We start from the raw sequence: 24,295 nt of genomic DNA, 5'->3' as shown, positions 1-24,295 counted from the left end.
ACAAAAAACCTCGTTGATCCCGGTACCGACGGTCAGGCCTCGGCCAGTTCCACAGCCTCGTCGATATCCACGCTAACCAGGCGCGACACGCCCGGCTCGTGCATGGTAACGCCGATCAGCTGTTCCGCCATGGCCATCGTTGCCTTGTTGTGAGTAATGAAGATGAACTGGATCTGCTCCGACATCTCGCGCAGCAGGTCACAGAAGCGGCCGACGTTGGCCTCGTCCAGTGGGGCGTCCACCTCGTCCAGCATGCAGAAGGGCGCCGGATTCAGCTCGAAGATCGCGAACACCAGGGCCGAGGCGGTGAGCGCCTTCTCGCCGCCGGACATCAGGTGGATGGTCGACAGGCGCTTGCCCGGCGGGCGCGCCATGATGGTGACCCCGGTATCCAGCAGGTCATCGCCGGTCATCTCCAGCCGCGCCTCGCCGCCCCCGAACAGGCGCTGGAACTTGTGCCCGAGCCCGGCATTCACCTGGTCGAAGGTCTGCTTGAACAGGGCCCGGGTCTCGCGATCGATGCGGTGCATCGCCGCCTCCAGGGTCTCCAGCGCCTCGATCAGGTCCGCGTGCTGCTCCTCCAGGTAGCGCGAACGTTCCTCCAGGCTGCGCGCCTCGTCGATCGCCGCCAGGTTGATCGGTCCGAGCTTCTCGATCTTGCGATCCAGTTCGCCGATCGCCTGTTCCCAGGCGGGGACGGTCGCGTCCTCCGGTAGTTCGGGCGCCAGGGCCTCGGAGGCGAAGCCGGATTCCTGGAACTGGGTCTTGAGCTGTTCGATCTGCACCGAACGTTCGCGCAGGTCCAGGCGCAGCTCCTCGCAGGTGGAACGCTGCGCCTCGACCCGGTTGCCCAGCTCGGTGCTGGTGCTCGCCAGCTCGCGCAGCCGCGCGTCGCACGCCTCCAGGTCCGCCCGCGCCTGGGTCAGGCGGGCCTCGGCAGCCTGGCGCTGTTCCGCCGCGGTCTGCAGGTCTGCGCGCCACTGCTCCAGCGGGCCCTGGCGGTCGCTGAGCCCCTGCGCCAGGCGCTCGCGGCGCTGGGCGTCGTCCTCGCGCTGGCGCTCCAGTCGCCCGCGTTCATTCTGTTCGCGTTCCAGGCGATGGCGCGCCTCCTGCTCGGCCATGCGCGCCTGGTTGGCCGTGTCGCGCGCCGCGCGCACCGCATCGCGGGCGCCCGTCTGGGCCGTGCGCGCGGCCTCGACCCGCGCCTCCAGAGCGGCGCGGTCGGCCTCCAGGGTCTCGATGCGGGTCAGGGCCCCGTTGCGTTCGGCCTCCGCGGCGGCGAACTGCTCGCGGGCGCGCGCGGCCTCGTCGTCCAGCTCGCCCGACTCGCGGTCGATGCGTTCCTGCTGCTGCTCCAGCTGCCGCGCCTGGTCACGCAGGCGTTGCACGCGGCGCTCACGGTCCTCGATCTGCGCCTTTTGTTCGCGGATCTGCCCGTCCAGCGCCTCGCGCCGGGCGCGGGTGGCCGCGATGGTCTCGTTGCGTTCTTCCAGCGCAGCCTGCAGCCGGCTCACCTGGGTGTTCAGGTCTTCCTGGCGTTCCTGCAGCTCGCGCGCCAGGCGGACGCGGGCCACCGCACCGCTGGCCCCACCCTCCAGCGTGCGATGAGCGACCCAGCCCGGGCCCAGCCAGGTGCCGTCCGGGGTGATCACGCTCTCGCCCGGCCCCAGCGTGGCCAGGCGCGCCCGCGCCGCGTCGGCATCCTCCGCGCAATGCACCAAGGCGAGCCAGGCGGTGACGACCGGGGAGCCCTGCACGTGCCCGGCCAGGCGCCCCGCCGGCACCTGCGGCGTGTGCGACAGGCCCGTGCCAACCAGGCGCAGCATCGCTTCGGGGAGATCCTGCGCGGTCTCTGGTTGATCGGTGACGGCGGCCTCCAGCCAGCTGCCCAGCACCATCTCCACCGCGGTATCCCAGCCCTCGGCCACCTCCAGCTGCTGCACCAGCGGGCGCGACAGGTCCAGCCCGTGCTCGCGCGCCCAGGCCTCGCGGCGGGCGCGGGTCTCCTGCGGGTCGTCCTCGCCGGCGAAGTGCTCCAGCCCCGCCAGGCGCCCGGCGACCTCGCGGGCCTCGCGTTCGGTGGCATGCAGGGTGTCCTGCTCCTCGCGCTGGGCCTGTTCGAGATCGGCCAGCGCGGCCTGCTGCTGGTCGCGTTCGCCCTGCAGCCCCTGCAAGCGCTCGCGCAGCGCGGTGAGCTCCGCGTCCAGGCGGTCGGCCTCGGTGCCCGGATGGGTCTGCGGCAGCGCCGCGCGTTCGGCCTCCACGCGTTCCCGGCGCTGGGCGACGCGCTTGAGCAGCTGCTCAACATTGTCCATGCGCGAGCGCGCGAGCTGGGCATTCTGGCGCGGCTCGGCGAGCGAGCGCTCCCATTCGGTGAGTGCCTCGCGTGCGGTCTGGTATTCGGTTTCGGCGCCTTCGGCGGCGGCCTCCAGGCGTTCGCGCTCGCCCTCGGCGGTCGTGGCGGCCTCCTGACGCTGCGTGCTCTCCTGTTCCGCCTGGGCGATGCGCGCCTCCACCGCCTGGTGCTCGCTGGCGGCGGCCTCGATGCGGCTTTCCAGCTGGCGCAGTTCGGCCTGTTCGCGCGCCAGTTCGTCCTCCGCATGGCGGATGGACTGCTCCAGGCGCGAGACCTCGGCGGCGCGATCGTAATAGGCGCTTTGTGCCTCGGTGGTGGCCGCCTCCAGCTCGACCCGCTCCTGGCGTGCCTGCTCGGTGCCGGTCTGCGCCTTTTGGGCCTCGGCCTGGCTCGCAGCCAACGCGGTCTCGGCGTCGTTCAGGCGGCCGCGGCTGGCCTCCGTCTCCTGCTCCTGGGCCTGCAGGCGCAGCAGGATGGCCTCGGCGCGCTTGCGGCGGCGCTCGGCGGCCAGCGCCTGGTAGCGCTCGGCAGTCGCGGCCTGGCGGTTCAGGCGCTCGGCCTGCTTGGACACCTCGTCGCGCACGTCGTCGAGGCGTTCCAGGTTCTCGCGGGTATGGCGCACCCGGTTCTCGGTCTCGCGGCGGCGCTCCTTGTACTTGGAGATACCGGCCGCCTCTTCCAGGTAGACGCGCAGCTCTTCGGGGCGCGCCTCGATCAGCCGCGCGATCATGCCCTGCTCGATGATGGCGTAGCTGCGCGGGCCCAGACCGGTGCCGAGGAACAGGTCGACCACGTCGCGCTTGCGCGCGCGCTGGCCGTTGAGGAAGTACTTGGACTGGCCGTCGCGGGTCAGCGCGCGCTTGACCGCGATCTCGCCGTAGCCGCTGTACTCGCCGCCCAGACGGCCGTCGGAGTTGTCGAACACCAGCTCGATGGAGGCCTGCCCCACCGGCTTGCGGCTGGAGGAGCCGTTGAAGATGACGTCCTCGCTGGAGTCCCCGCGCAGGTGCTTGGCCGAGGACTCGCCCATGACCCAGCGCACGGCGTCGATGGTATTGGACTTGCCACAGCCGTTCGGCCCGACCACGCCCACCCGGTTGCCGGGGAGGACGAGTGTGGTCGGGTCCACGAACGACTTGAAGCCGGCCAGCTTGATTCGGGCGAGTCGCACGTTCGGCGCTATCCGCGGTCAGGAAAGTCGGGGTTAGAATGGTACACGCTTAGACGTTTACCGTGACCCACTGCCAGTTCGACAATCCAACCGTTTCACGAAACCACACAAAACCCTGCGGCGCGCCTGCACGCCATGCCTTCCTTGCCTCCCGCTTTGGCGGGGGCTTCGCGGGCAGGCCCGCTCCCACAGGAACGACCGAGGACGCGACAAACCCATGCCCAGCCAGCCGAGCAAGACCCTGGAAACCTTCGACAACCCGGCGCCGGAGAACGATTTCGCGATCTATATCCGCGTCCCGGAGTTCACCTGCCTGTGCCCCGCCACCGGGCAGCCGGACTTCGCCGAGATTCATATCCAGTACGTTGCCGACGGCAAGTGCGTGGAGCTGAAGTCGCTGAAGAACTACATGTGGTCCTACCGCGATGAGGGCGCATTCCACGAGGCGGTCACCAACCGCATCCTGGCGGATCTGGTGGCGGCGACCGACCCGCGCTACATGCGCCTGACCTCGTATTTCAACGTGCGTGGCGGCGTCTATACCACGGTGGTTGCGGAACATCGCAAGCCCGGCTGGACGCCCCCGGAGCCGGTGCACCTGCCGACGCCGACGCGCAGCCCGCTGGACATGAACGGCTGACCGAGCCCGCCATGCACGCCATCGGGATTGACCTGGGCACCTCCGGGATCCGGCTCGCACTGCTGGATCCGGACGGGGCGCGCATCCACACCGCGCACCGGGCACTGCCGGCGTCAGTGGGGGGTGACGAGCAGCGGGCGGAACAGAACCCGGCGCTGTGGTGGGCCATCGTGCGCGAGTTGCTGCGCGAGGCGGCCACGCATCTGCACGGCGAGCCCGCCGCCATCGCGGTGGACGGCACTTCCGCCACCCTGCTGCGCCAGGATGCCGACGGACGCCCGACCCATCCAGCCCTGATGTACAACGATGCCCGGGCCACCGACATGCTGTCGGTACTGGCCGGGGTCGCGCCCGCGGACTCCGCCGTGCACAGCCCCAGCTCGTCGGCGGCCAAGCTGTTGTGGCTGCGTCGCCACGAGGGGCTCTCCGGCGTGCGCCGCGTCCTGCACCAGGCCGACTGGGTTACCGGACGCCTGCGCGGGCGCTTCGACCGCATGGACGAGAACAACGCCCTGAAGCTCGGCTACGACGCGCTGTGGGGCGGCTGGCCAAACTGGCTGCAGGAGACCCTGGGCAGTGACGCGTCGCTACTGCCGGAGGTGGTCCCGGCCGGGACGGTGCTGGGCCCGCTGGACCCGGAAATGGCGGAATCGCTGCAGCTGAACCCGGCCTGCCGGGTGGTCGCCGGCACCACCGACAGCATCGCCGGGTTCCTCGCCTCCGGTGTGGACGACGACACCACGGGCGTGACCAGCCTGGGCTCCACGCTGGTGATCAAGCAGCTGGCCCCGGAGCCGATCTACGCCCCGGAACTCGGGATCTACAGCCACCGGCTGCTGGGGCGCTGGCTGGTGGGCGGGGCCTCCAACAGCGGCGGCGCGGTGCTGCGCCAGCACTTCGATGATGCGGCCCTGGAGCGGCTGAGCGCCACGATCGACCCCGAGACCGACAGCGGGCTCGACTATCTCCCCCTGCCCCGCCGCGGCGAACGCTTCCCGGTCAACGACCCCGAGCTGCAACCCCGCCTCACCCCACGCCCCGAGGACGACGCGCGTTTCCTACAGGGGCTGTTCGAGGGGATTGCCCGCGTGGAACGTGACGGCTACCAACGCCTGACCGAGCTGGGCGCCCCGCACGTGGAGCGTGTCGTGTCCCTGGGTGGCGGCGCCCAGAACCCCGTGTGGACACGCCTCCGCAGCCGGATCCTAGGATTGCCGGTGACCACGGCCGAGGACGACGATGCCGCCAGCGGCGCCGCCCGGCTCGCGCGCATCGGCGTGGGGCTGGAGCCGGGTTTCACGGGCTGACCGGCCAGGCCGAGAGGCTCGGCAATCGCCCGCTTTGGCCGGGGCTTCGCCTGCAAGCCGACCGCGATGCCGGGTGGGGCCACCCATTCCATGAGGGGATCTTATGGGAACGGCCTTGGCCGCGAAGTCCCCGACAAAGCCGGACTCGGACAACAAACGTAGGATGCGATGAGCGCAGCGAATCGCATCATTGCTCAGCCCCCCGGTGATTGATGCGATTCGCTGCGCTCGTCGCATCCTACGGCGCTGTTTGCCAGAACAAGGCACGGGCAGGCCGTTCCCACAAAACCCGTCCCACGATGTGCTCTGCCATGACGCCGAGGGTGCGGATCGGTGCTACATTCGGGGGAGGCACCCAACAACAAGGGGATACGACATGCACTGGACGCGAATTCTCGGCATTGCACTGCTGGTGGGCGGCATCATCCTGCTGGTGATGGGCTACAACGCCACAGAAAGCCTGGGCGAGGAACTGCACCAGGAGTTCATGGGGCGCTATACGGAAGACACGCGCATGTACCTGATCGCCGGCGGGATCATGTCCGTCGTGGGCCTCGTACTCGCGATCTTTGGGGTGCGCCGCTAAGGACACATCCGTGCCCGCCGGCACCCTCCGCCTGACGCCGCTGCTCGCCTTCCTCGCGCCGTTTCGCGGGCTCGCGCGCGTATTCGACCCGGGCCTGCGCGGTCTGGTGATCGGCCCGTTGATCATCAACATCCTGGTCGTAATTGGGCTCGCGACGGCCGCCGGGGTCGGCTTCGAGGCCCTTCTGGCGGCCTGGCTGCCCGGCGGGTGGGACTGGCTCGCCTGGCTACTGTGGCCCCTGTTCGCACTGGCGCTGCTGGTGGCCTTTGGGGTCTCCGCCGTCGCGCTGGCGGCGATCATCGCCAGCCCGTTCTCCGGACCACTGGCCTACCGCACCGCCCGCGGGCTGGGCCACGAGCCCCGCCAGCCGGCGCGCTCGTTCCTTGGCGAGATGGGCCACGCGACCGTAACCGCGCTGCGCAAGGCCGGCTACTACGGCCTGCTTTTTATCCCCGTACTCCTGATCACGATCATTCCCGGGCTGAACCTGCTGGCCCCGATCGCCTGGTTCACGTTCGGGAGCTGGGTACTGGCCGTGGAATTCCTGGAGGCGCCACTGGCCAACGACGGCCTGGCATTCGCCGAGGTACGCACGATGCTGCGCGCCCACCGGCTGGAGACCCTGAGCTTCGGCGCCGGGACCACGCTGCTGGCAATGGTCCCGCTAGTGAATCTGCTGCTGGTACCGGCCGCGGTCATCGGCGCGACCCACCTGCGAGTGCGCCTGCCCCGGGCCTAACGTCGGGACACTCCAGATGGACGCGAACGTCTCCGAACGGGGCTTTTCACAGGGCGCAACGCCCATACCTCCACCATAGTCCGGGGTACCTCAAGCCCAATACCAGGCGCGTCGTCATGAAAACCCCGTACGGCTCTCGGCACCAACGTTCTCATCCCGATTCCCTTGCCGTCTCCGGACCCTCTCGGGTGCCGCACCCTTGACGCCTCTTCGTGCCTTCGTGCGCTTCGAGGTGCCATAAAGGCCTTTGACCCTTGGCGCAAAGGCGCAGGTCAGGCGAGCAGGGCATCCAGCGGGTTGTCGTCGGGGAGCGGGCGCATGCGGCCCTCGCGCAGTTCCTGGGCCACACCCTGCAGGGAGTGGCGCCGGCTGGCGCCCAGATCCAGCGACAGGAACAGGTAGCCGCGGGTCGCCTCACCGCGCCAGACCAGGCCCATGCGGTGAAACTGCCCGGTCGCCTTGTCGACCATCTCGAACCACTCGCCGGTGCGGATCCGGCTGGCATCGAAGACCCAGGGATCGTCAAGATCGGTCAACAAGTCGGGGTCGTCATCCTCGAGGCGCACGGCCCGCCGCGCTTCGATGCGCGCCTGCGGATCGAAGCGCGGCTCGTCGGCGGAGGCCCGGATCCGTTGCAGATGGGCCTGCCCCAGGTGCTGCACGACCGCCTTGACGCGCGCCTCGTCGGCGCCATGCTCACGTGCGGTGGCCACAATGCGCTGCACCAGCGGATTCGCTTCGTCTGGGGACGCCTGGTTGCAGATGGCCCGCACGAGCTCCTGCACCTGGCCATCCAGCACCTGCACAGCCGCCTCGTCCACTGCCAGCAGGTCCTCCCAGGCCTCGACGATCTGCTCGGCGGAACACTCCGGGAGCTCGGCCCCGGTCTCCAGTACGCAGACCGTCAGGGTGCGCCGGGCGCGGGCCGCGCGTTCCCTCTGACACATCGGCCCCGTGAACTCGGCCGCCTGCGCCTGCCAGTGTTCGTGTTCCGCGGCCACAGCGGCGGCCCAGTCGTCTGCCAGCGCCTGCGCCGCAGGGCGATCCAGATCATCGATCGCACGCCCCAGGTGCTCGATACTCCGGCGCATGGCTTCCAGGTAGCGGCGGACCGTCTCCGAGTCGTCCGCGCTGACCTCGGGGCTGATCCGTACGCCCGTATTGATCAGGCTACCGACCCATTCGCGCAAGGGATGCCCGGGGTCATGGAAAAATTCGAGGTCGTGGCTAACCGCACGTACCAGTAGCGGCTGCAGCTCCAGCATCATTGCGCGAAACGCTGCATGGCAATCGAGGTGACGCGATACCTCGGCGAATACACCGGCCAGCACCCCTTCGATGACGCTCTCGATCCGTGGGTCCGCCGTGGCTTCGTCCGCCACGGCGGCGGTCGCGGGGCCACCGCCGCCTACCGCAGCTCCATGGCCCGATGGCAGCCAGCCAGCCGCCGCGGCCCACTGCAACCAGTCCGCCGCGCCGGCATCCGGGGCCGGCATCACGGCACCAGAGACCGCAAGGCCCCCTGCTCCGCCAACCGCAGGTGCGGCGCTCTCCGTCGCAGCCGATTCCGACGCCGTGGCGAGGCCCTCTTCCCGGGTGGCATGGGCCCAGCTCGCACGCGGCGACGCTCCGGGCAAGTCGCCCTCCGGGACCTCGGACACCGGCTCTCTGACCAGCCCGCAGCCCTCGACTGTCTCGACCACAAAGGCCAGGGTCGGTGCGGCCGTCTGGCCCAGACAACGCACGTAGGCTCGCATCAGGCCCAGCGTCATATCCGTCCGGCCGAACTGTTCCTCGGCCGACTCGATCAGGCGCTCGTACCAGTTCAGCGGCGACCACGGCGCCCAGCCGGGGTGCTCGAAGCGGTGATCCTCGCGCGCGGCCTGGAGGAACACGAACCAGGAGTAGCGGTTCTGCTCGCGGACCAGCCCTTCGAGCTTGTGGCGCAGGGAACGGCGGGTGGACTGGTAATCGTCCAGGATTTGCAGGCCGGAGTTGTCATCGGCGTAGCTGGAACCGGAGAATTTGTACTCGGGTGGGTAGGTTGTGGAGACAAAGTCACGCTCCAGGGCCTCCTCGAACTGACGACGCAGCACATATTGATAGCCTTGGAGCTGGTTCGCCCACTCCGCGCTGTCGGCCTCGTCACCGCCAGCGGACCAATCCTGCGCGACGGATTCCAGGCAGCGCTCAAGGTGATCGGTCACCCGCGGGACGATCCCGCGCACCAGTTGCTGGCGCTGGGCATCCGACAAACCGGACAGACCCGACCAGACCGCGGCCGGGTCCGCGGCCCGTGCTTCCCTGTCCGTATGCTCCCTGCCTGCCATCGATGAGGTGTCCTCGTATTGCTGCGTGGTGGCTCGCGTTAGTTCAGCGTGAGCCCGTCCACAGTGTACAGGCGCGACCAAAGCGGGGCATCCAGCGCAGTTTCGCACCGGACAGGGAGACCCTTGCTGAGACGTTGCCTAAAGCTCCAGCGGCTGCGTTCCCACTTGAACCATTTCGCCCTCGACACGCACGGGGAACCGGGTCAGTGGTTCCTCGGCAGGCGCGGCCATCACCTCGCCGGTTCGCAGGCAGAACTGGGCCTCGTGCATCGGACACGTGATGCAGTCATCGGCGCCGATCTCACCATCCGCGATGGGCACATCCTCGTGAGTACAGAGGTTCTCCACGGCAAAATATTCACCACCCAGGTTAAAGATCGCCACCTCGGTATCCGCTGTCTCCACCAGGCGATGATCGCCATCCTGGATGGTCCCGACCGGGGCTACGTCAATCCATTCCGTCATCACGACTCCTTTGCTTCTGAAAATTTCCGGTATCGCCCCCCTGCGCTTGCAGCTCAGGGGGACGCCCGCAGGGCCGCGGTCGCGGCCGCATCGATCTCGATCCGCCGGCCCTCTTCCGGGTGGTAGGAGAAGCGCCCCACCACCCGCAAGTTCTCGCCCAGGTGATCACGCACCGCCGACCCGGGCTTGACCGCCACGCGGTTGATGGCGTCGTCTTCCAGCCAGTAGTGCTCCGGATCATCAAAACGATTCACGACACCCTCGGTTTCCACCAGTTCGCCATTGAAGGCCGGCGCGGATGCAGCCAGCTGTTCCAGGGTCACCGGCGATACCCGCTCGCCCCCGCAAGCCACCAGCAGGGCGGTCATGGCCAGCCCCAGCCACACGGCATTGATCCCTTTCAGCACGATCTTCTCTCCCAGTTGCACTCGCGGCGACTGCCGACGCTTATCCGGCTCCAGCCTACCGAAACTGCACCATGTCACGCCCATTCACCCCTGAATGACGGGCCTAAGGAAACCCGGATCCGTTCGCGCGACGTCGGCCCCGTCGGGGCTTCAGGAGCGTTATCGTTCGGAGGTGCACGCTCAAGCTGATGGCATCACCGCCGTTACCCTGGGCAGGTAAATCGCACACACCCGCGATCAAGGACGGCCCCACCAGTGAACTCTTCACGCCACCATCATCAGGCCCCGCGGACCTGGAACAACGGCCCATCCTCGCCGAAGGAATACCGCCAAGGGACTGTCAGCCCCAGCCGGGACCATTCCATCACCGTTGCGCAGGAATCCCGGAGTACCGCGCAGGATGATGACTGGGTACAGCTCGCCAACGAAACCCTGAAACTGATCCGCCAGCTACGCATCTAGGGAGACCGAGGACGCTATTTCACGTTCTGAGCAAGCCAGCGATCCAGGGCATTGCCGAAGGCCTGGCGGTCGCGCGGGCCCAGCGCCGCCGGGCCGCCGGTCTCGACCCCACTGGAGCGCAGCGTGTCCATGAAGTCGCGCATGCTGAGGCGCTCGCGGATGTTGTCGGGAGTATAGAGTTCGCCCCGGGGATTCAACGCCTGCCCGCCGTTCTCGATCACATCCGCGGCGAGCGGGATGTCCGCGGTGATGACCAGGTCCCCGGTGCCAAGACGCCGGACAATCTCGTTGTCGGCCACGTCGAACCCGGCCCCGACCTGGATCGAGTCGATCAGCTTCGACGGCGGCGTGCGCATCGGCTGATTGGCCACCAGCGTGACCGGAACCCCCGTGCGCTTCGCCGCACGAAACAGAATCTCCTTGATGACCGCGGGGCAGGCATCCGCGTCGACCCAGATCTTCATGGTTCTCCTTCCCGAAAGCTCGCTAATGATCGGGGCGCAGGGTAGTCGTTTGCGGCGCCCGGCACATTTCCTCACCGTTCGGATTGGCGCCGGGGTGGTACACGTGCTATCTGCTTGGGAGACGTCAACCAACATGCTTGACCTTTCCGGGCCAAGCCTCGCAAGGAGCATTACATGGGCATTGAAGTCACCGGCATTCTGGGCCTGATCTGGCTGCTGATCGTGATCTGGGCAATCGTGCGCACCGCACAAAGCCCCGCGACCCCCATAGTGAAAGTACTGTGGATCCTGATCCTGCTGTTTCTTCCCCTGGTCGGTCTGATCGCCTGGTTGCTGCTCGGGCCCAAGTAGGCCCAACCCAGGCACCGGGCGCTCACATCCGGCGCAGGAACTCCGCAAGGGTCGGCGCGTCATCGCCCCCCTGACGCAGTCGCTCGAGTAGCGCCTCCTGGGGACCAAAACGGGCCGCGTCGTAGGCAGTTGCCGGCACACGAGACGCGGAGCCCGCCCGAGCGGGCCTGGCGGTCGACTCGTCCCGACCCTTCCAGCCGAAATCGGGCGGAGGACGGTCAGCCCCGGGGCGTCGACCCTCCCCGGCTTGCATGGTCGCCGGCGCCGCTACGTCTTGGGGTGCGTCCATCGCGGGCGCAAGCCGCGCACGCAAACGGCCCAGCAACCCGGCATGGGCCTCCGGATCCGCCTGCAGCGCGTCCACCAGTGCCACCAGATCGATCGCAGCGCGGCCTGTTCGCGCCCGGTACTGCTCGTGCATGGCGTCCAATTCCACCGCCAGCGCCTCGGGCTCGGAGACCTCCAGGGCCGCGTCGAACGCCGCGCGCAAGCGCCCGAGCACACCCTCTTCGCTGCCCAAACCGTCCGAGGCTTCCGAGGCTTCCGAGGCATGGTCGACCGAGGGCGGCTCCGCAGCGAGCGCCGGGGCTTGTGGACGGGCGTCCCCCAACGGCGTATGCGCAGCCGGATCATCCTGCTGCAGACGACGCCGCCAGAAAAGGCTGAATGCTGGCGCGTCTTCATGCGGAAGGCTGTCTTCCAGGGCATTCGCCAGACGCTGGAACGGACGCGCCGAGGGGTCATTCTCGGCGAACAGGGCGACCGGGTGCTGCAGTGTGACGGCCGAGCGGAGGCTTTCGTCGCGCTGGACGAAGCCGAGAAATTCGACCCGGGTATGCAGATATTTCTCGACGGCATTGGCAAACCGCTGGAAGACGCTGCGGGCCTCGGCGACATCCGCCACCATGTTCACGATCACGCGGACATCCAGGGCCTGACGCCGCAACGCCAGCTTGAGCAGGGAGAATGCATCGGTCAGCGAGGTCGGTTCCGGCGTCAGCACCAGCAGGACCTGGTGCCCGGCCGCGAGGAAATCGAGCGTGGTATCACCGATGCCCGCGGCGGTATCCAGCAGCAGGTCGTCGAAATCCGCCTCGATGTTCGCCAGTTCCTCCGCCAGCCGCTGCTGATGCGCCCCGGAGAGCTCCGCATATTCGCGAATACCGCTGGCGCCGGGGATGATCTTCAGGCCGTGCGGCCCTTCCAGCAGGATATCGCGGATTCCACATTCGCCCGCCAGGACCTCCGCCAGGCCCTGTTGCGGGCGCAACCCCAGCAGTATGTTCACGTTGGCGAGGCCGGTATCGCCATCCAGGATGCCGACCCGCCGCCCCCGCCGCGCCAGCGTGATCCCCAGGTTCACCGCGATGCTGGACTTGCCCACCCCGCCCTTGCCGCTGGCCACGACGAGAACCCGCGGGCGCGCGGCGACCCGGGAACGGGTATCCGTCAAGGCGCTGTGACGGGACATCGCGGCTTCCTGCATGGCACTCATCGGCATTGGGAAAGAATGATGGCGAACTCACGGTCGGTCTACCCCATTCGGTGGCGCGGGGCAATACCACTCAGTATAGTCAGGAACCAGTGGTGATCCGACAGACTGCATCAGAGGTTCGGTTCCGGACACGCACACAGGGCAAAAGGCGCGGCAGGCCGACTGCACGCGACCGGGGAGCAGCATGACGAGCGTCAATACGGCAACGGACGGTCTACCGAGCCTGCCCCAGGCGCTCATCCCGGTGCTGGACGCCACCCAGGCCCATGAGGCCGATTTCCAGTCCCTGGCCCAGGCGATCATGCAGGACGCGGGCATGTCCAGCCGCCTGCTGCAGGCCGCCAACTCGCCCTTCTACTATCGCGGCTCCACCTGCCGCACCATCGATCGCGCCCTGTTCAGCCTGGGCCTGGATACCGTGCGCAGCCTGGCCCTGACCGCGTCGATCCAGCAGTTGTTCGGCGAGTTCGGACCGCGCCATCGCGGCTACCTGCGCACCATCTGGCAACGGGCGCTGACCACCGCCAACCTGGCACAGGTCCTCGCAACCCTCACCCGCTATCCGCGGCCCGAGGAGGCCTACCTCGCCGGACTGCTGATCGACATCGGGCGCCTGGTCCGCCTGGTGGGTGACGAGGGGCATTACTGGCCCATCCTCCAGTCCGCCGAAGACGACCCCCACCTGATCGAGACCGAACGCACAACCTACAGTCAACACTACGGGGAACTGGGCGGCGAATGCCTCGAGGCCTGGGGGCTGGGCCCGTTCCTGGCCGATGCCGTGCGCTACCACCTGGAACCGGCCGAGCGCGTGCGCGACGCCCATCACCTGGTCAAACTGGTCAACCTGTCGCATGCAATGGGCTGTCTGCCAGGCGCAGGCACACAGGATTCCGCGGCCGGGTGCAACGAGACCGCCCTGGCCGCGGCGGATACGCTTTTCGGCCTCAACGAGGGATTGACCCGCGAATTGCGCGGGCGCGTGGCCGAGGATGTGCGGCGAATTGCCGGATCACTGGAAATCGATCTGGGCGCCACCCGGACCACGGCGGATCAAAAGCCGGAGGAGACCGATCACGCGGCGGAGCGCGCACTGGCCGCCCGCGTCCGTGATCTGACCGAGCTGGAACGCATGAATGGCGAACTGGCCAGGGCGGCCGACCTGCAGGAGCGTTGCACCGCCGCGCGCCGCACCCTGTACCTGACGCTGGGCATAGACCACAGCCTGCTGTTTCTGATCGACCCGGATCACCAGTCCGTCGCCGCCTGGGTGGAGGACGACGAGATCCCCGATTTCACCCTGCCGCTGCTACCCGGGCGCAGCCTGGTGACCGATACGCTGCTGGATCGCGAGATTCAGCTCCACGAGGAAGAGAACGCCGCCGGCTTGCCCGTGATCGACCAGCAACTGTTCCGGCTCTGCGAAGCCGAAATCCTGTGGAGCTTTCCGCTGCTCGCCGACGGCCAGGAACCCGCGGGGGTGCTGATCCTGGGCCTTGCACGCAGTCAGGCGCAGGCCCTGGAGGCCCGCTCGGACTTCATCGGCTCCCTCGCACGCGAGATCGCCCGGGCGCTGGTCGCCACACCCGAGCCGGCGGATGCCCCAGACGGCGCCACCGAGCAGCGCATCCGCGACACGGTGCACGAGGCCGGAAACCCGCTCAGTATCATCCAGAACTACCTGAGCGTGCTGAATCACAAGCTCGGCGAAGAACACGAAGCGCGCCACGAGCTCGGCCTGATCAAGGACGAAATCGACCGGGTCGGGCGCATCCTGCTGCGCCTGCGCGATCCGCAGGCTGCCGGGAACGAGGACACCGGACCGGTCTCGCTGAATGCACTGGTCCGCCAAGTCGCCGATATCGTGGACGGCTCACTCTGTCGCACACGAGGCGTCCGCCTGCACCTGGATCTGACCCCCTCCGATCCACCGCTGTCGGCCCCCGCGGATCACCTGCGGCAGATCCTCATCAATCTTCTGAAGAACGCGGCCGAGGCCCAGGCATCCGGCGGGGAGATCACCATCGCCACCCGTGCCCCAACCACCGTGAACGGCCGCAGGGTTGTGCCCCTGTCGGTAGAGGACAAGGGGCCCGGGCTCCCTGCCGAGGTCCAGGCCGCGGCATTCGCGCCTGTGACATCGACCAAGGGCACAGGCCATGCCGGGCTCGGACTCAGCATCGTCAAACGCCTGACCGAGGAGATCGGTGCGGGACTCTCATTCACCAGCGGGAGCGCAGGGACGCGCTTCGAAATCGCACTGCCCCACGCATCACGGGGGTTGGCGAGCGCATCAGGGACGACGCGACAATGATTCGCTACTGACCACGAGACCCCGATGCCCGAACGCGACGCGCCGATCGACCCGCAATCCGTCAAAATCCTCATTGCCGATGACGATCCCGGCCTGCTCGAGAGCCTGCGCGGACTCCTGACCATTCAGGGCTACCCCGTGCGGACGGCCGCAGGGGGTGGCGCGGCCATCGAGGCCCTGCGCGAAAAGCACTACGACCTGCTGCTGCTCGACCTGACCATGCCGGAACTCAACGGACTGGACGTGCTGCGCTTCATGCAAGCCGCCGGGCTCGAGACCCTCACCGTGGTCGTCAGTGGCAACAGCACGGTGGAGGATGTCGCCGGGGCGCTGCGCGAGGGCGCCCACGACTATCTGAAAAAGCCCTACGAGCCCGCCGAGTTACTGGCCACCGTCCGCAATGCCCTGCACCACAAGGCGCTGGAGGACGCCAATCGGACCATGCGGGCCCGCCTGGAGAAGTCCGAGCGCCTGCACCGGGTGATCGTCAATAACTCCCCGGATATTGTCTTTGTTCTCGGCGCCGACCATCGCTTCCGTTTCGTCAATTCACGTGTCCACGAGCTACTGGGCCATGCCCGCCGCGACTTGATCGACCGCTCGGTGTTCGACCTCGTCGAACCCGAGGATCGCGACAAGGCGGAATACTTCTTCGAACAGGCCGCCAGCCCGCACCCCCACATCCGCTCGGTGGAACTGGCCCTGAAGCCCGGCACGCCTTCGCGCACCCGCCGCTTCTTCGAGGTCGCGGTGTGGCCGTCCAGCAACAGCGACGACGCGGACAACGGCGAAACGCTGATCTACGGCACGGCACGGGATATCACCGACCGCAAGGAATCCGAGGCCTTCATCAACTTCCAGGCCTATCACGACCTCCTGACCCGACTGCCCAACCGTGCCCTGTTCCGCGACCGGGTGGATGTGGCCATCTCGCATGCGCAGCGCTCGGGCACCCAGCTGGCGGTGCTGTTCATCGACCTGAACCGCTTCAAGGTGATCAACGATTCCCTCGGTCACACCATGGGCGACCGCCTGCTGCAGGAGGTCGGCCAGCGGCTGCAAGCCTGCATCCGCAAGGGCGACACGCTGTCACGCTTCGGCGGCGACGAATTCACGCTGCTGATCCCGGGACTGGCCAGCAACGAGGCCGCCATCCAGGTAGCCGACAAGATCCTGGAAAGCCTGCAGGCCCCGTTCAAGATCGGCGACCAGGAGCTGTTCGTCGGGGCCAGCATCGGCATCGCGATCTACCCGGATGCCGGCGACAACCTCGAGGCCCTGATCAAGAATGCGGATATCGCAATGTACCGCGAGAAGAGCAGCGGCAAGACGGGTGTGCGCGTGTACAGCCCGGACATGGGCGGCCATCCGCCGCGGCGACTGCAACTGGAACAGGACATGCGCCGCGCACTCGAGCGCGACGAGTTTCACATCCTCTACCAGCCGCAGGTGGATACGGAAACCGGGCATATGGTGGGCGTCGAGGCCCTGATCCGCTGGGATCACCCGACGCTCGGGCTGCTGGGCCCGGCCGAGTTCATCCCGGTCGCCGAGGAGACCCGCCTGATTGTGGATCTCGACCGTCTGACCCTGCGCACCGCCATCCGCGAAATGCAGCGCCACAGCCGCGCCGGTTACCCGGAGCTGCGCCTGGCGGTGAACCTGTCGCCCGTGCTGGTCGAGCGTGACGACTTCGTCGAGGACTTCCTCGGCATCCTGGGCGATACGGGCTTCCCGCCCGACCTTCTGGAGGTCGAGATCACCGAGAACCTGCTGATGAGCGACACCCCGGACACGGTGCACAAGCTGAACCGTCTAGGGGCCGCCGGCGTGCAGATCGCGGTGGATGACTTCGGCACCGGCTATTCGTCGCTAAGCTACCTGCAGAAGCTGCCGATTCACACGCTCAAGATCGACCGCAGCTTTACCCATACGATCTGCCGCGAGGACGAGGCCTGCATCGTCAACGCGATCATCTCCATGGCCCGCGGGTTGCACATGAACATCGTGGCCGAGGGGGTCGAGACCGAGGCCCACCGCGACTATCTGCGCGACCTGGAGTGCCCGATGATTCAGGGCTTCCTGTTCGGCCAGCCGGCGCCACTGCATACCCTGCTGGAGAACGAGGCCCTCTTCGCCGCACCCACTACCTGCCAGTAGCCTCTCCGGCAACCCGGGGGACGCTGCGACTCCCTTGCGTGTCCCTACGAATCGGCCGCGACCACCTCAGGCGCCGCATCGGCCAGGAAGCGGTGTCCCTGGCGCAGGCAGTAGCGCAGCCACTTGTACAGGAACCGGTTATGCCTCCAGCGGCAGACCAGGCCCGGGTGACCGGTCAGCATCTCTGGCGCGCGACCGTCGCCCATCGTGCGGCAGTGCAGTTCCAGCACCTCCGCCTGCCGCGCATCATGGAACATGCGTACGCGCATGTCCGGCTGTTGCCGACGCTCGCCCTGGTGGTCGAACCGGTAGGTCAGGTGCAGCGTGGTCGTGTAGCGGGTGCGCTCCAGCACCTCCAGATACAGATCCAGCGCACCCTCGACCCGCGAGACCGACCGCAACGGCTGCCGCTCGAGCTCCGGGCACAAACGCCGCAGTGCGAGGTAGTTTTCCTCGTACATCTCCATCAGCGCCGCAAAGCTCTCGGGCCTGGGCTCCAGATGGGACGGGGTCTTACGCTCCAGCAACATGTCGCGCAGTCTAACAGCACCGTTTCGCGGGACACCGATTGTCCGCATCCAGAGCAGGACACCCCCAGGGCTTTTTGGTAACGTCGACAGGGGAGGTGCCGAGCAATGTTGTACTCGCACGCGTTGGTGTCCATGTTCTCCGAGACCCGGCCCGGCACGCAGTCCGGTGGTGGTGCTACCGGCCCGTTCCTGTCCTCATCAAGGCGCAACACAGGATTGCGGAACACGGGGCACCATCCTCACAAGCCATCGAAAAACGGGACTCGGCCGCCCGTGCTGGATGAAAACGGGCCCGTTGCCCGCAAGGCGACTCCCTTGTGCCGAGCGACTGCACGCCAGTCACCACGCCCTGTCAGGCCACAGAATCGACTCGAGCGCGAGCGTCCGCATTGCTCAGCGTCTCCCTGGACAACAAGGATGAGCGACCCATGGACATAAGTGTCGTCACGACCCAGCCCTTTCCCGATCAGAAACCCGGCACCTCCGGCCTGCGCAAGCGCGTCCGGCAGTTCCGCCAGCCGCACTATCTGGAGAATTACATCCAGAGCGTCTTCGATGCCTGCCCGGACCTGAAGAACGGCGAACTGCTGGTCGGCGGCGACGGGCGCTTCCACAATCGCGAGGCGATCCAGGTCATCCTGCGCATGGCCGCAGCCAACGGGGTGCAGAAGGTCGCCATCGGGTATGGCGGACTGCTGTCCACGCCGGCCGCCTCGTACCTGATCCGGTCTCGGGGGGCCACGGGCGCCCTGATCCTGTCCGCCTCCCACAACCCGGGCGGGCCGGAGGGGGATTTCGGCATCAAGCTCAACACCGCCAACGGTGGCCCGGCCCCGCACTCGGTGACCGACGCGATCTTCGAACAGAGCACCCGCATCAGCCATTACCGGATCGCCAACGGCGCTGAGCATGTCGACATCGATCATCTACACGCAGTACAGATGGGCGACATGGACATCGAGGTCGTCGACCCCGTGGGCACCTACGCCGACTACATGGCCACGCTGTTCGACTTTGACCGCATCGGCGAACTGCTGCGATCCGACCATTTCCGCATGCGCTTCGACTCCATGCACGCGGTTACCGGCCCGTACGCCGAGGAGATCCTGATCAACCGCCTCGGCGCCCCGGCCGACACCATCCTGCGCGCGGAACCGCTGGCCGACTTTGGCGGCCGTCACCCGGACCCGAATCTGTCCCATGCGCGTGAACTGAGCGAGGCCCTGTTCGGCAGGGATGCCCCGGATTTCGGGGCCGCGTCGGACGGCGACGGCGACCGCAACATGATCCTCGGGCGCCGCTTCTTCGTCACGCCGTCGGACAGCCTCGCCATCATGGCCGCCAACGCCCATCACATCCCGGCGTTCGCCGACGGCCTGAAGGGCGTGGCCCGCAGCATGCCCACCAGCCAGGCCGTGGACGTGGTCGCCGAGAAGCTGGCCCTCCCCTGCTTCGAGACCCCCACCGGCTGGAAATTCTTCGGCAACCTGCTGGACGACGGGCGCATCCGCCTGTGCGGCGAAGAGAGCTTCGGCACCAGTTCCGATCACGTACGCGAGAAAGACGGCCTGTGGGCCGTGCTGTTCTGGCTGAACCTGCTGGCCGTACGCCGCCAGTCGGTCGAGGAGATCGTGCGTGATCACTGGCGCCAGTACGGCCGCCACTACTACACGCGCCACGACTACGAAGCGGTGGAGAGCGAACGGGCCGAACAGGTGATGGCGCGCATCCGCGAGCAGCTCTCGGTACTGCCGGGCCAGTCCCTGGCCGGCATGCGCGTCGCCCAGGCGGACGACTTCGCCTATCGCGATCCGGTGGACAACAGCCTGACCGAGCACCAGGGCCTGCGGGTACTGTTCGAGAGCGGTGCCCGCATCGTCTTCCGCCTGTCCGGCACCGGCACCGAGGGCGCCACCCTGCGCCTGTATATCGAGCAGCACGAGACCCATCCCGAACACCTCGATGCCGACCCTCAGGAACTGCTGGGCCCGCTTATTGACGCCGCCTCCCGCCTGGGCGACATCCCCGGCCTGACCCGCCGCGAGAAGCCCGACGTCATCACCTGACGGATGACGATCACTGCCACTGCGCAGCGCTGGAGCCACGGCTATGCCTTCTTCCTCGCAGCCACGGCCTCGGCGGTGGGGCTGGGTAACGTGTGGAAGTTTCCCTACATCCTCGGCCAGAACGGGGGTGGCGCCTTTCTCGCGATCTACCTCGGCTGCATCGTCCTGATCGGCATACCGATCATGATGGCGGAGGTCATGATCGGTCGCCGGGGCCGCCGCTCGCCTGGATACGCGGCCCGCGAAGTGGCTCGCGAGAGCGGCGCCCACGACCTGTGGCAGCTGGTCGGCTGGCTGGGCCTGTTCTCCGCCTTTCTGATCATGAGCTTCTACGTGGTGATCACCGGCTGGGCCTTCTCCTACATCCACAAGGCCGCCACCGGCGCCTTTGTCGGCGCCGACGGAGACCAGGTGGCGGGAGTGTTCGCCGCCATGACGGCCTCCCCCGCCGAGATGCTCGCCTGGAGCACCCTCGCCGTTACCCTGGCCTTCGGCATTGTCGCCCTGGGCCTGCGCCAGGGGCTGGAACGCTGGCTGCATGTGCTGATGCCGGTGCTGCTGGTCCTGCTGCTGACCGCACTGGCCAGCGCCTGGTGGATTGGGGATGTCCGCCAGGCGCTGGATTTCCTGCTGCGGCCGGACTTCTCCGCGCTGACCTCGCACGGTGTATTGATCGCGGTGGGCCATGCGTTCTTCACCATGACGCTGGCCTCCGGGGTGCTGATGATGTTCGGCGCCTACCTGCCACAGCACACGTCCATCGGCCGCACTGCCATTGGCGTGGCACTGGCGGATACTGCGGTCGCCCTGATCGCGGGGCTGGCGATCTTCCCCATCGTGTTCGGTTTCGGGCTCGACCCGGCCGAAGGCCCCGGGCTGATGTTTCAGACCCTGCCGCTGGCACTGGCGGCCGTGCCCGCCGGCGTCCTGCTGACGACCCTGTTCTTCGCCACCCTGAGCCTGGCCGCATTCAGCACCATGATCACGAATGTTCAGGCCTTCGTGCACCTGTTTCACGAGCGCCTGCATGCGTCCCGCGTGCTCGCCGTCCTGGTGTGTGGCGGCGCGGTCTGGCTGCTGAGCCTGGCCAGTGTGTTCTCGTTCAGCGGAGCGGCCTGGACACGCCTGGACATCACCCTGCTGGGCCGCGAGATCCCGACCGTCTACCACGCCATCGAACACGTGGCCATCAACCTGATGCTCCCGTTGGGGGGCCTGTTGATCGCGGTATTTGCCGGCTGGGTTGTGCATACCCGCGTGGCCCGCGACGAGCTCGCCCTGGCCCCCTTCGCGTTCACCATCTGGCGCCTCGTGCTCCGCTATGTTGCGCCAATCGGACTCGGTGCACTCCTGTTGAATCTGGCCGGTTGGATATAGCCCGACGGAGTGCGGCCAGGGGGATCACAACAAGCCCCGCAGGCGCGCGACGGCCTCGCGCAGGCGGGACTCGGACTGGGTATAGGCGATGCGCAGGTAGTCCCGGCCCCGGCTGGGGCTGAAATCCGTCCCCGGCGTCAGGGCCACACCGACCGTGTCCAGGATGCGCGCAAAGGACCTCGGAGTCCGGGCCGTGGGCGGTACAGTCGGCATAGATTTAGAACGCGCCCTCCGGCCGCGCCTGGACCTCCAACCCGAGCCCCGGCAGCGCCTCCAGCAGCACGTCCCGACGGCGTTTCAGCTCGCGCACCCGCGATTGCAGCAACGCCTCGGTCTCGGGCGCGAAGGCCGCCAGCGCCGCGGTCTGGGCCATGCTGGCTGGGGCCACACACAGATTCTGTGCCAGGCGCCGCACCGGGTCCACCCAGGTCTCCGGCACCACCATCCAGCCCAGGCGCCCGTGTTCGCCCATGGGCTGAACCCCGCCGCGGGGCCGGGTCTGATATTCGAGGCTCTGCCCCTGGCACTCTCGGCAATCCCGGCGGGTGTGCTGCGCGCGACCGTATTTTTCGTGGTCCTGAGTATCGGGGTATTCAGCACCATGATGGCCAATGTGCAGGTCTTCATGCACCTGCTAAGGGAGCGCTTCGGGATGCATCCGGCCGGGGCTGCGATGATCTCCGGACTCGCAATCTGGGGGCTCAGCCTGATCACCATTGCCTCGTTTACCGATGCCGAATGGGCGCAGATCGAGCTAACCCTGCTGGGGCGAGAATTGCCCACGCTCTACCACCTGATCGAGCATGCCTCAATCAATATCCTGCTACCCATGAACGGATTGCTGATCGCCCTGTTCGCGGGCTGGGTCACCCCCAACCAGATCGCCGCCAGCGAGATGGGACAGTGGCGAATCACCGACTCGTTACGGCGCACGATCCTGCGCTATCTCGCGCCCGCGGCCCTGCTCGGCCTCTTTTGGCAGCTGTCGGACCTGGGCGGCCATCTGCCGTTGTGAACGACGCCCGCTGCACGTTTCGTCCTCAGGCACCGTTAGAATACGCCCATGAATGATGAATGGATCGTCACGTTCGAGATCGCCGCCACCCTGTTCGCGGGACTCGGGCTGTTCTTCGTCGGGATCCGCCTGATCAGCGAACATCTGCGCCAGTTGGCGGATCGGCGCCTGCGCACCCTGGTCGGACGGGCAACCGCAAGCGATCGTTCGGCTGCCGCGCTGGGACTAGTAGGCGGGGCCATCAGCCAGAGCATCCACGCCGTAATCTTCGTGCTGATCTCGCTAGTGACCGCAGGCGTGCTGGATGCGCGCCGTGCCCAGCCGGTCATCAACTTCGCCAATCTCGGGACCTCGCTGCTGGTGCTGATCGCCGCCCTGGACCTGAGCCTGATGGTGTTCATCCTGGTGGGTGTGACCGGTCTGCTGTTCTATTTCGATCGCGACCAGTCCGCTCGCCTGCGCCATCTGATCCGCGCGCTGCTCGGCATTGGGCTGCTGTTTCTGGGCCTGATCTTCATCAAGGAGGGGGCCAAGCCGCTGGCCGACCTCCCCTGGATGACCGAACTGATGTCCCTCTCGGCGCAATCCCTGCTGATCGCGTTCGTGACGGGGCTGGTATTCGCGGTCATCGCCCACTCCGCCTCCAGCATCACCATCGTCACCATGGCCTTGGCCGCCAGTGGCGTGATTGATCTGGAGTACGGGCTGATGGTGGTCTACGGCGCGGGCTTCGGCACGGGCATCAGCACCCTTGTGCTGGCCGCCTCGCACAAGGGGCTCGGGCGGCAGCTAGCGCTGTACCAGTTTATCCTCAAGGCCATGGGGTTGGCCCTGCTGCTTCCACTGTTCTGGATCGAGTTCTACGGCGGCATCCCGCTGGTCGCGGCCTTGCTGGCCGCACTCCCGGTCGGGATTGGCTTCCAGATCGCGTTCTCCTATGTGCTCTATCAGATTGCCTGCGACATGGTCATGCACCCGTTCCACCACCGCGTCGCCGACTATCTCGAACGCAAGGCCCCACCCACCGCGGAGGAGACCCTGGGAAAGCCGAAGTACCTGTACGCCGGGGCCCAGAACGACGCGGGCAGTGCCCTGATGCTCGCTGAACAGGAGCAGCTGCGCCTGCTGCGGCATCTGCCGGAATATCTCGACGGCGTGCGCGACGAGATTCCACAGCCCCGTCACGACCGCGTTAGCCTGCAGCGCGGCGGAACCCAGGTCGCGGACGCGACGGCACAATTCCTGGACGAGATCCTGTCTGGCGCCCTCAGCGGCGCCACCCTGGACCATGCGATCGTATTGAAGAGCCGGAACGAACTGATCGGGTCGCTGCAGGAGACCCTCAACGACCTGGTCATCGAGGTCGAACGCGCGCGCACTGGCAAGGACTCGGCCGAGGCGCGTGCGCTGACCCATGGCCTGATCGAGACCCTCCACATGATGCTGCTGACGCTGAACGATGCGGCGCGTACCGAGGATGCCGACGACATCGAACTGCTGCAGTCGCTGACCCATGATCGATCGGAACTGATGGACTCGATCCGGCGCCGTCTACTGACCGGCGGCGAACTCGTCGGCAGCACGCGCGACGCAGTGTTCGGTGCCACCAGCCTGTTCGAGCGCGGGGTCTGGCTGCTGCGCCGCTACTCCCTGCTGTTGGCCTCCCCGGAGGGCGCTCGCCACGAGGCCCCCGAAACCGCAGCCACCAGCGCATAGGAGCCGCGTACTTTCGGCGATCTTGGCCTCGCCAGCGCCCCTTCGGCCAGAGGGCTAGCCTCCTGATATGGATTGACCTGTCAACGGTTGGCTATAGCGTTCGATAGAGGCCTCCTTGTTTCAATGTCTTCGGGTCAGGGCACGAGAAGCGAATTGCGACGGTGGATCACTCTGATATACGTGGGTTGGTTACCGACCGGACTTCACTTCGTCGCGGAGCTGCCCTTCTCTACAGTCGAGGGTCGGCCCTTCCGGGGAAGGGCGCACCTCATAGGAGCGCCAGGGGTTCTCCTCACCGGCCTCTCATGCCCTGGCCCGAAGACACTGATCCTGGGGTTCAACCG

The 24,295-nt window shown here is 67.3% G+C and carries 18 protein-coding genes and 2 pseudogenes; 12 read left to right on the top strand and 8 right to left on the bottom strand.

Translation table 11 applies throughout. The annotated features are described in order from the left end of the window. Window positions 1-32: 32 nt before the first annotated feature. Window positions 33-3,527, bottom strand: a complete 3,495-nt coding sequence (gene smc, locus F618_RS0112355; protein ID WP_019568744.1) for a chromosome segregation protein SMC — start codon at window positions 3,525-3,527, stop codon at window positions 33-35. A gap of 217 nt (window positions 3,528-3,744) precedes the next feature. Between smc and queF the strand changes: the two genes are divergently transcribed. The 4 genes from queF to cysZ all read left to right on the top strand — a co-directional run bounded on the left by queF (window position 3,745) and on the right by cysZ (window position 6,799). Next, window positions 3,745-4,167, top strand: coding sequence for a preQ(1) synthase (gene queF, locus F618_RS0112350; RefSeq protein WP_019568743.1), 423 nt, complete (start codon window positions 3,745-3,747; stop codon window positions 4,165-4,167). 11 nt (window positions 4,168-4,178) lie between these two features. After that, the gene (locus F618_RS0112345) at window positions 4,179-5,474 is read left to right on the top strand and encodes an FGGY-family carbohydrate kinase (protein WP_019568742.1); all 1,296 of its coding nucleotides are present in this window, start codon (window positions 4,179-4,181) and stop codon (window positions 5,472-5,474) included. A gap of 376 nt (window positions 5,475-5,850) precedes the next feature. Beyond that, the gene (locus F618_RS0112340) at window positions 5,851-6,060 is read left to right on the top strand and encodes a DUF3185 family protein (RefSeq protein ID WP_018650312.1); all 210 of its coding nucleotides are present in this window, start codon (window positions 5,851-5,853) and stop codon (window positions 6,058-6,060) included. Between the two features lie 10 nt (window positions 6,061-6,070). After that, window positions 6,071-6,799 (top strand): sulfate transporter CysZ, encoded by a 729-nt coding sequence (gene cysZ / locus F618_RS0112335; RefSeq protein ID WP_019568741.1) that lies wholly within the window; start codon window positions 6,071-6,073, stop codon window positions 6,797-6,799. A 272-nt stretch (window positions 6,800-7,071) separates the two neighbouring features. Here the strand turns inward: cysZ and F618_RS0112330 are convergent, their stop codons facing one another. The 3 genes from F618_RS0112330 to F618_RS0112320 form a co-directional block, all read right to left on the bottom strand. After that, a complete protein-coding gene (locus F618_RS0112330; RefSeq protein ID WP_019568740.1) occupies window positions 7,072-9,054 on the bottom strand; it encodes a DUF1631 family protein in 1,983 nt (660 codons plus the stop codon). A 213-nt stretch (window positions 9,055-9,267) separates the two neighbouring features. After that, a complete protein-coding gene (locus F618_RS0112325; protein ID WP_019568739.1) occupies window positions 9,268-9,594 on the bottom strand; it encodes a non-heme iron oxygenase ferredoxin subunit in 327 nt (108 codons plus the stop codon). A 53-nt stretch (window positions 9,595-9,647) separates the two neighbouring features. After that, the gene (locus F618_RS0112320) at window positions 9,648-10,022 is read right to left on the bottom strand and encodes a hypothetical protein (RefSeq protein ID WP_019568738.1); all 375 of its coding nucleotides are present in this window, start codon (window positions 10,020-10,022) and stop codon (window positions 9,648-9,650) included. 234 nt (window positions 10,023-10,256) lie between these two features. Here F618_RS0112320 and F618_RS0112315 point away from each other — a divergent pair, with 234 nt between their 5' ends. Next, a complete protein-coding gene (locus tag F618_RS0112315) occupies window positions 10,257-10,463 on the top strand; it encodes a hypothetical protein (protein WP_019568737.1) in 207 nt (68 codons plus the stop codon). Between the two features lie 14 nt (window positions 10,464-10,477). On the opposite strand, the gene F618_RS0112310 is transcribed toward F618_RS0112315, so the two are convergent. Then, window positions 10,478-10,927, bottom strand: a complete 450-nt coding sequence (locus F618_RS0112310; RefSeq protein WP_018951260.1) for a YaiI/YqxD family protein — start codon at window positions 10,925-10,927, stop codon at window positions 10,478-10,480. Between the two features lie 174 nt (window positions 10,928-11,101). Between F618_RS0112310 and F618_RS15675 the strand changes: the two genes are divergently transcribed. Then, window positions 11,102-11,278 (top strand): PLDc N-terminal domain-containing protein, encoded by a 177-nt coding sequence (locus F618_RS15675; RefSeq protein WP_018145966.1) that lies wholly within the window; start codon window positions 11,102-11,104, stop codon window positions 11,276-11,278. A gap of 22 nt (window positions 11,279-11,300) precedes the next feature. Here F618_RS15675 and F618_RS0112300 read toward each other — a convergent pair whose 3' ends face one another. Beyond that, window positions 11,301-12,749 carry a MinD/ParA family protein gene (locus F618_RS0112300; RefSeq protein WP_019568736.1) on the bottom strand — a complete coding sequence of 483 codons (1,449 nt, stop codon included), beginning with the start codon at window positions 12,747-12,749 and terminating at the stop codon, window positions 11,301-11,303. A gap of 208 nt (window positions 12,750-12,957) precedes the next feature. Here F618_RS0112300 and F618_RS0112295 point away from each other — a divergent pair, with 208 nt between their 5' ends. Then, the gene (locus F618_RS0112295; RefSeq protein ID WP_019568735.1) at window positions 12,958-15,087 is read left to right on the top strand and encodes an HDOD domain-containing protein; all 2,130 of its coding nucleotides are present in this window, start codon (window positions 12,958-12,960) and stop codon (window positions 15,085-15,087) included. Between the two features lie 24 nt (window positions 15,088-15,111). Beyond that, a complete protein-coding gene (locus tag F618_RS0112290) occupies window positions 15,112-17,247 on the top strand; it encodes an EAL domain-containing protein (protein ID WP_019568734.1) in 2,136 nt (711 codons plus the stop codon). Window positions 17,248-17,291: 44 nt separating this feature from the next. On the opposite strand, the gene F618_RS0112285 is transcribed toward F618_RS0112290, so the two are convergent. Continuing rightward, window positions 17,292-17,777 carry a DUF1249 domain-containing protein gene (locus F618_RS0112285; RefSeq protein WP_018145970.1) on the bottom strand — a complete coding sequence of 162 codons (486 nt, stop codon included), beginning with the start codon at window positions 17,775-17,777 and terminating at the stop codon, window positions 17,292-17,294. Window positions 17,778-18,205: 428 nt separating this feature from the next. Here F618_RS0112285 and F618_RS0112280 point away from each other — a divergent pair, with 428 nt between their 5' ends. Further along, window positions 18,206-19,843 carry an alpha-D-glucose phosphate-specific phosphoglucomutase gene (locus F618_RS0112280; RefSeq protein ID WP_019568733.1) on the top strand — a complete coding sequence of 546 codons (1,638 nt, stop codon included), beginning with the start codon at window positions 18,206-18,208 and terminating at the stop codon, window positions 19,841-19,843. Between the two features lie 3 nt (window positions 19,844-19,846). Continuing rightward, entirely contained in the window at window positions 19,847-21,220 is a 1,374-nt protein-coding gene (locus tag F618_RS0112275) for a sodium-dependent transporter (RefSeq protein WP_019568732.1), read from the top strand. 24 nt (window positions 21,221-21,244) lie between these two features. Here F618_RS0112275 and F618_RS14915 read toward each other — a convergent pair. Next, window positions 21,245-21,677, bottom strand: a pseudogene (locus F618_RS14915) (aminotransferase class I/II-fold pyridoxal phosphate-dependent enzyme); the annotation flags it as partial. A 3-nt stretch (window positions 21,678-21,680) separates the two neighbouring features. On the opposite strand from F618_RS14915, the pseudogene F618_RS0112260 reads away from it, so the two are divergent. Further along, window positions 21,681-22,235: pseudogene (locus F618_RS0112260) on the top strand (sodium-dependent transporter); the annotation flags it as partial. A gap of 48 nt (window positions 22,236-22,283) precedes the next feature. Then, a complete protein-coding gene (locus tag F618_RS0112255) occupies window positions 22,284-23,951 on the top strand; it encodes a Na/Pi symporter (protein WP_018939084.1) in 1,668 nt (555 codons plus the stop codon). Window positions 23,952-24,295 lie beyond the last annotated feature (344 nt).

The sequence above is a fragment of the Thioalkalivibrio sp. ALMg13-2 genome, from assembly GCF_000381185.1.
In the GTDB taxonomy this organism is placed as follows: domain Bacteria; phylum Pseudomonadota; class Gammaproteobacteria; order Ectothiorhodospirales; family Ectothiorhodospiraceae; genus Thioalkalivibrio; species Thioalkalivibrio versutus.
The sequence above is the reverse complement of the archived record's forward strand: the minus strand, read 5'-3'. Positions and strand labels throughout refer to the sequence as shown.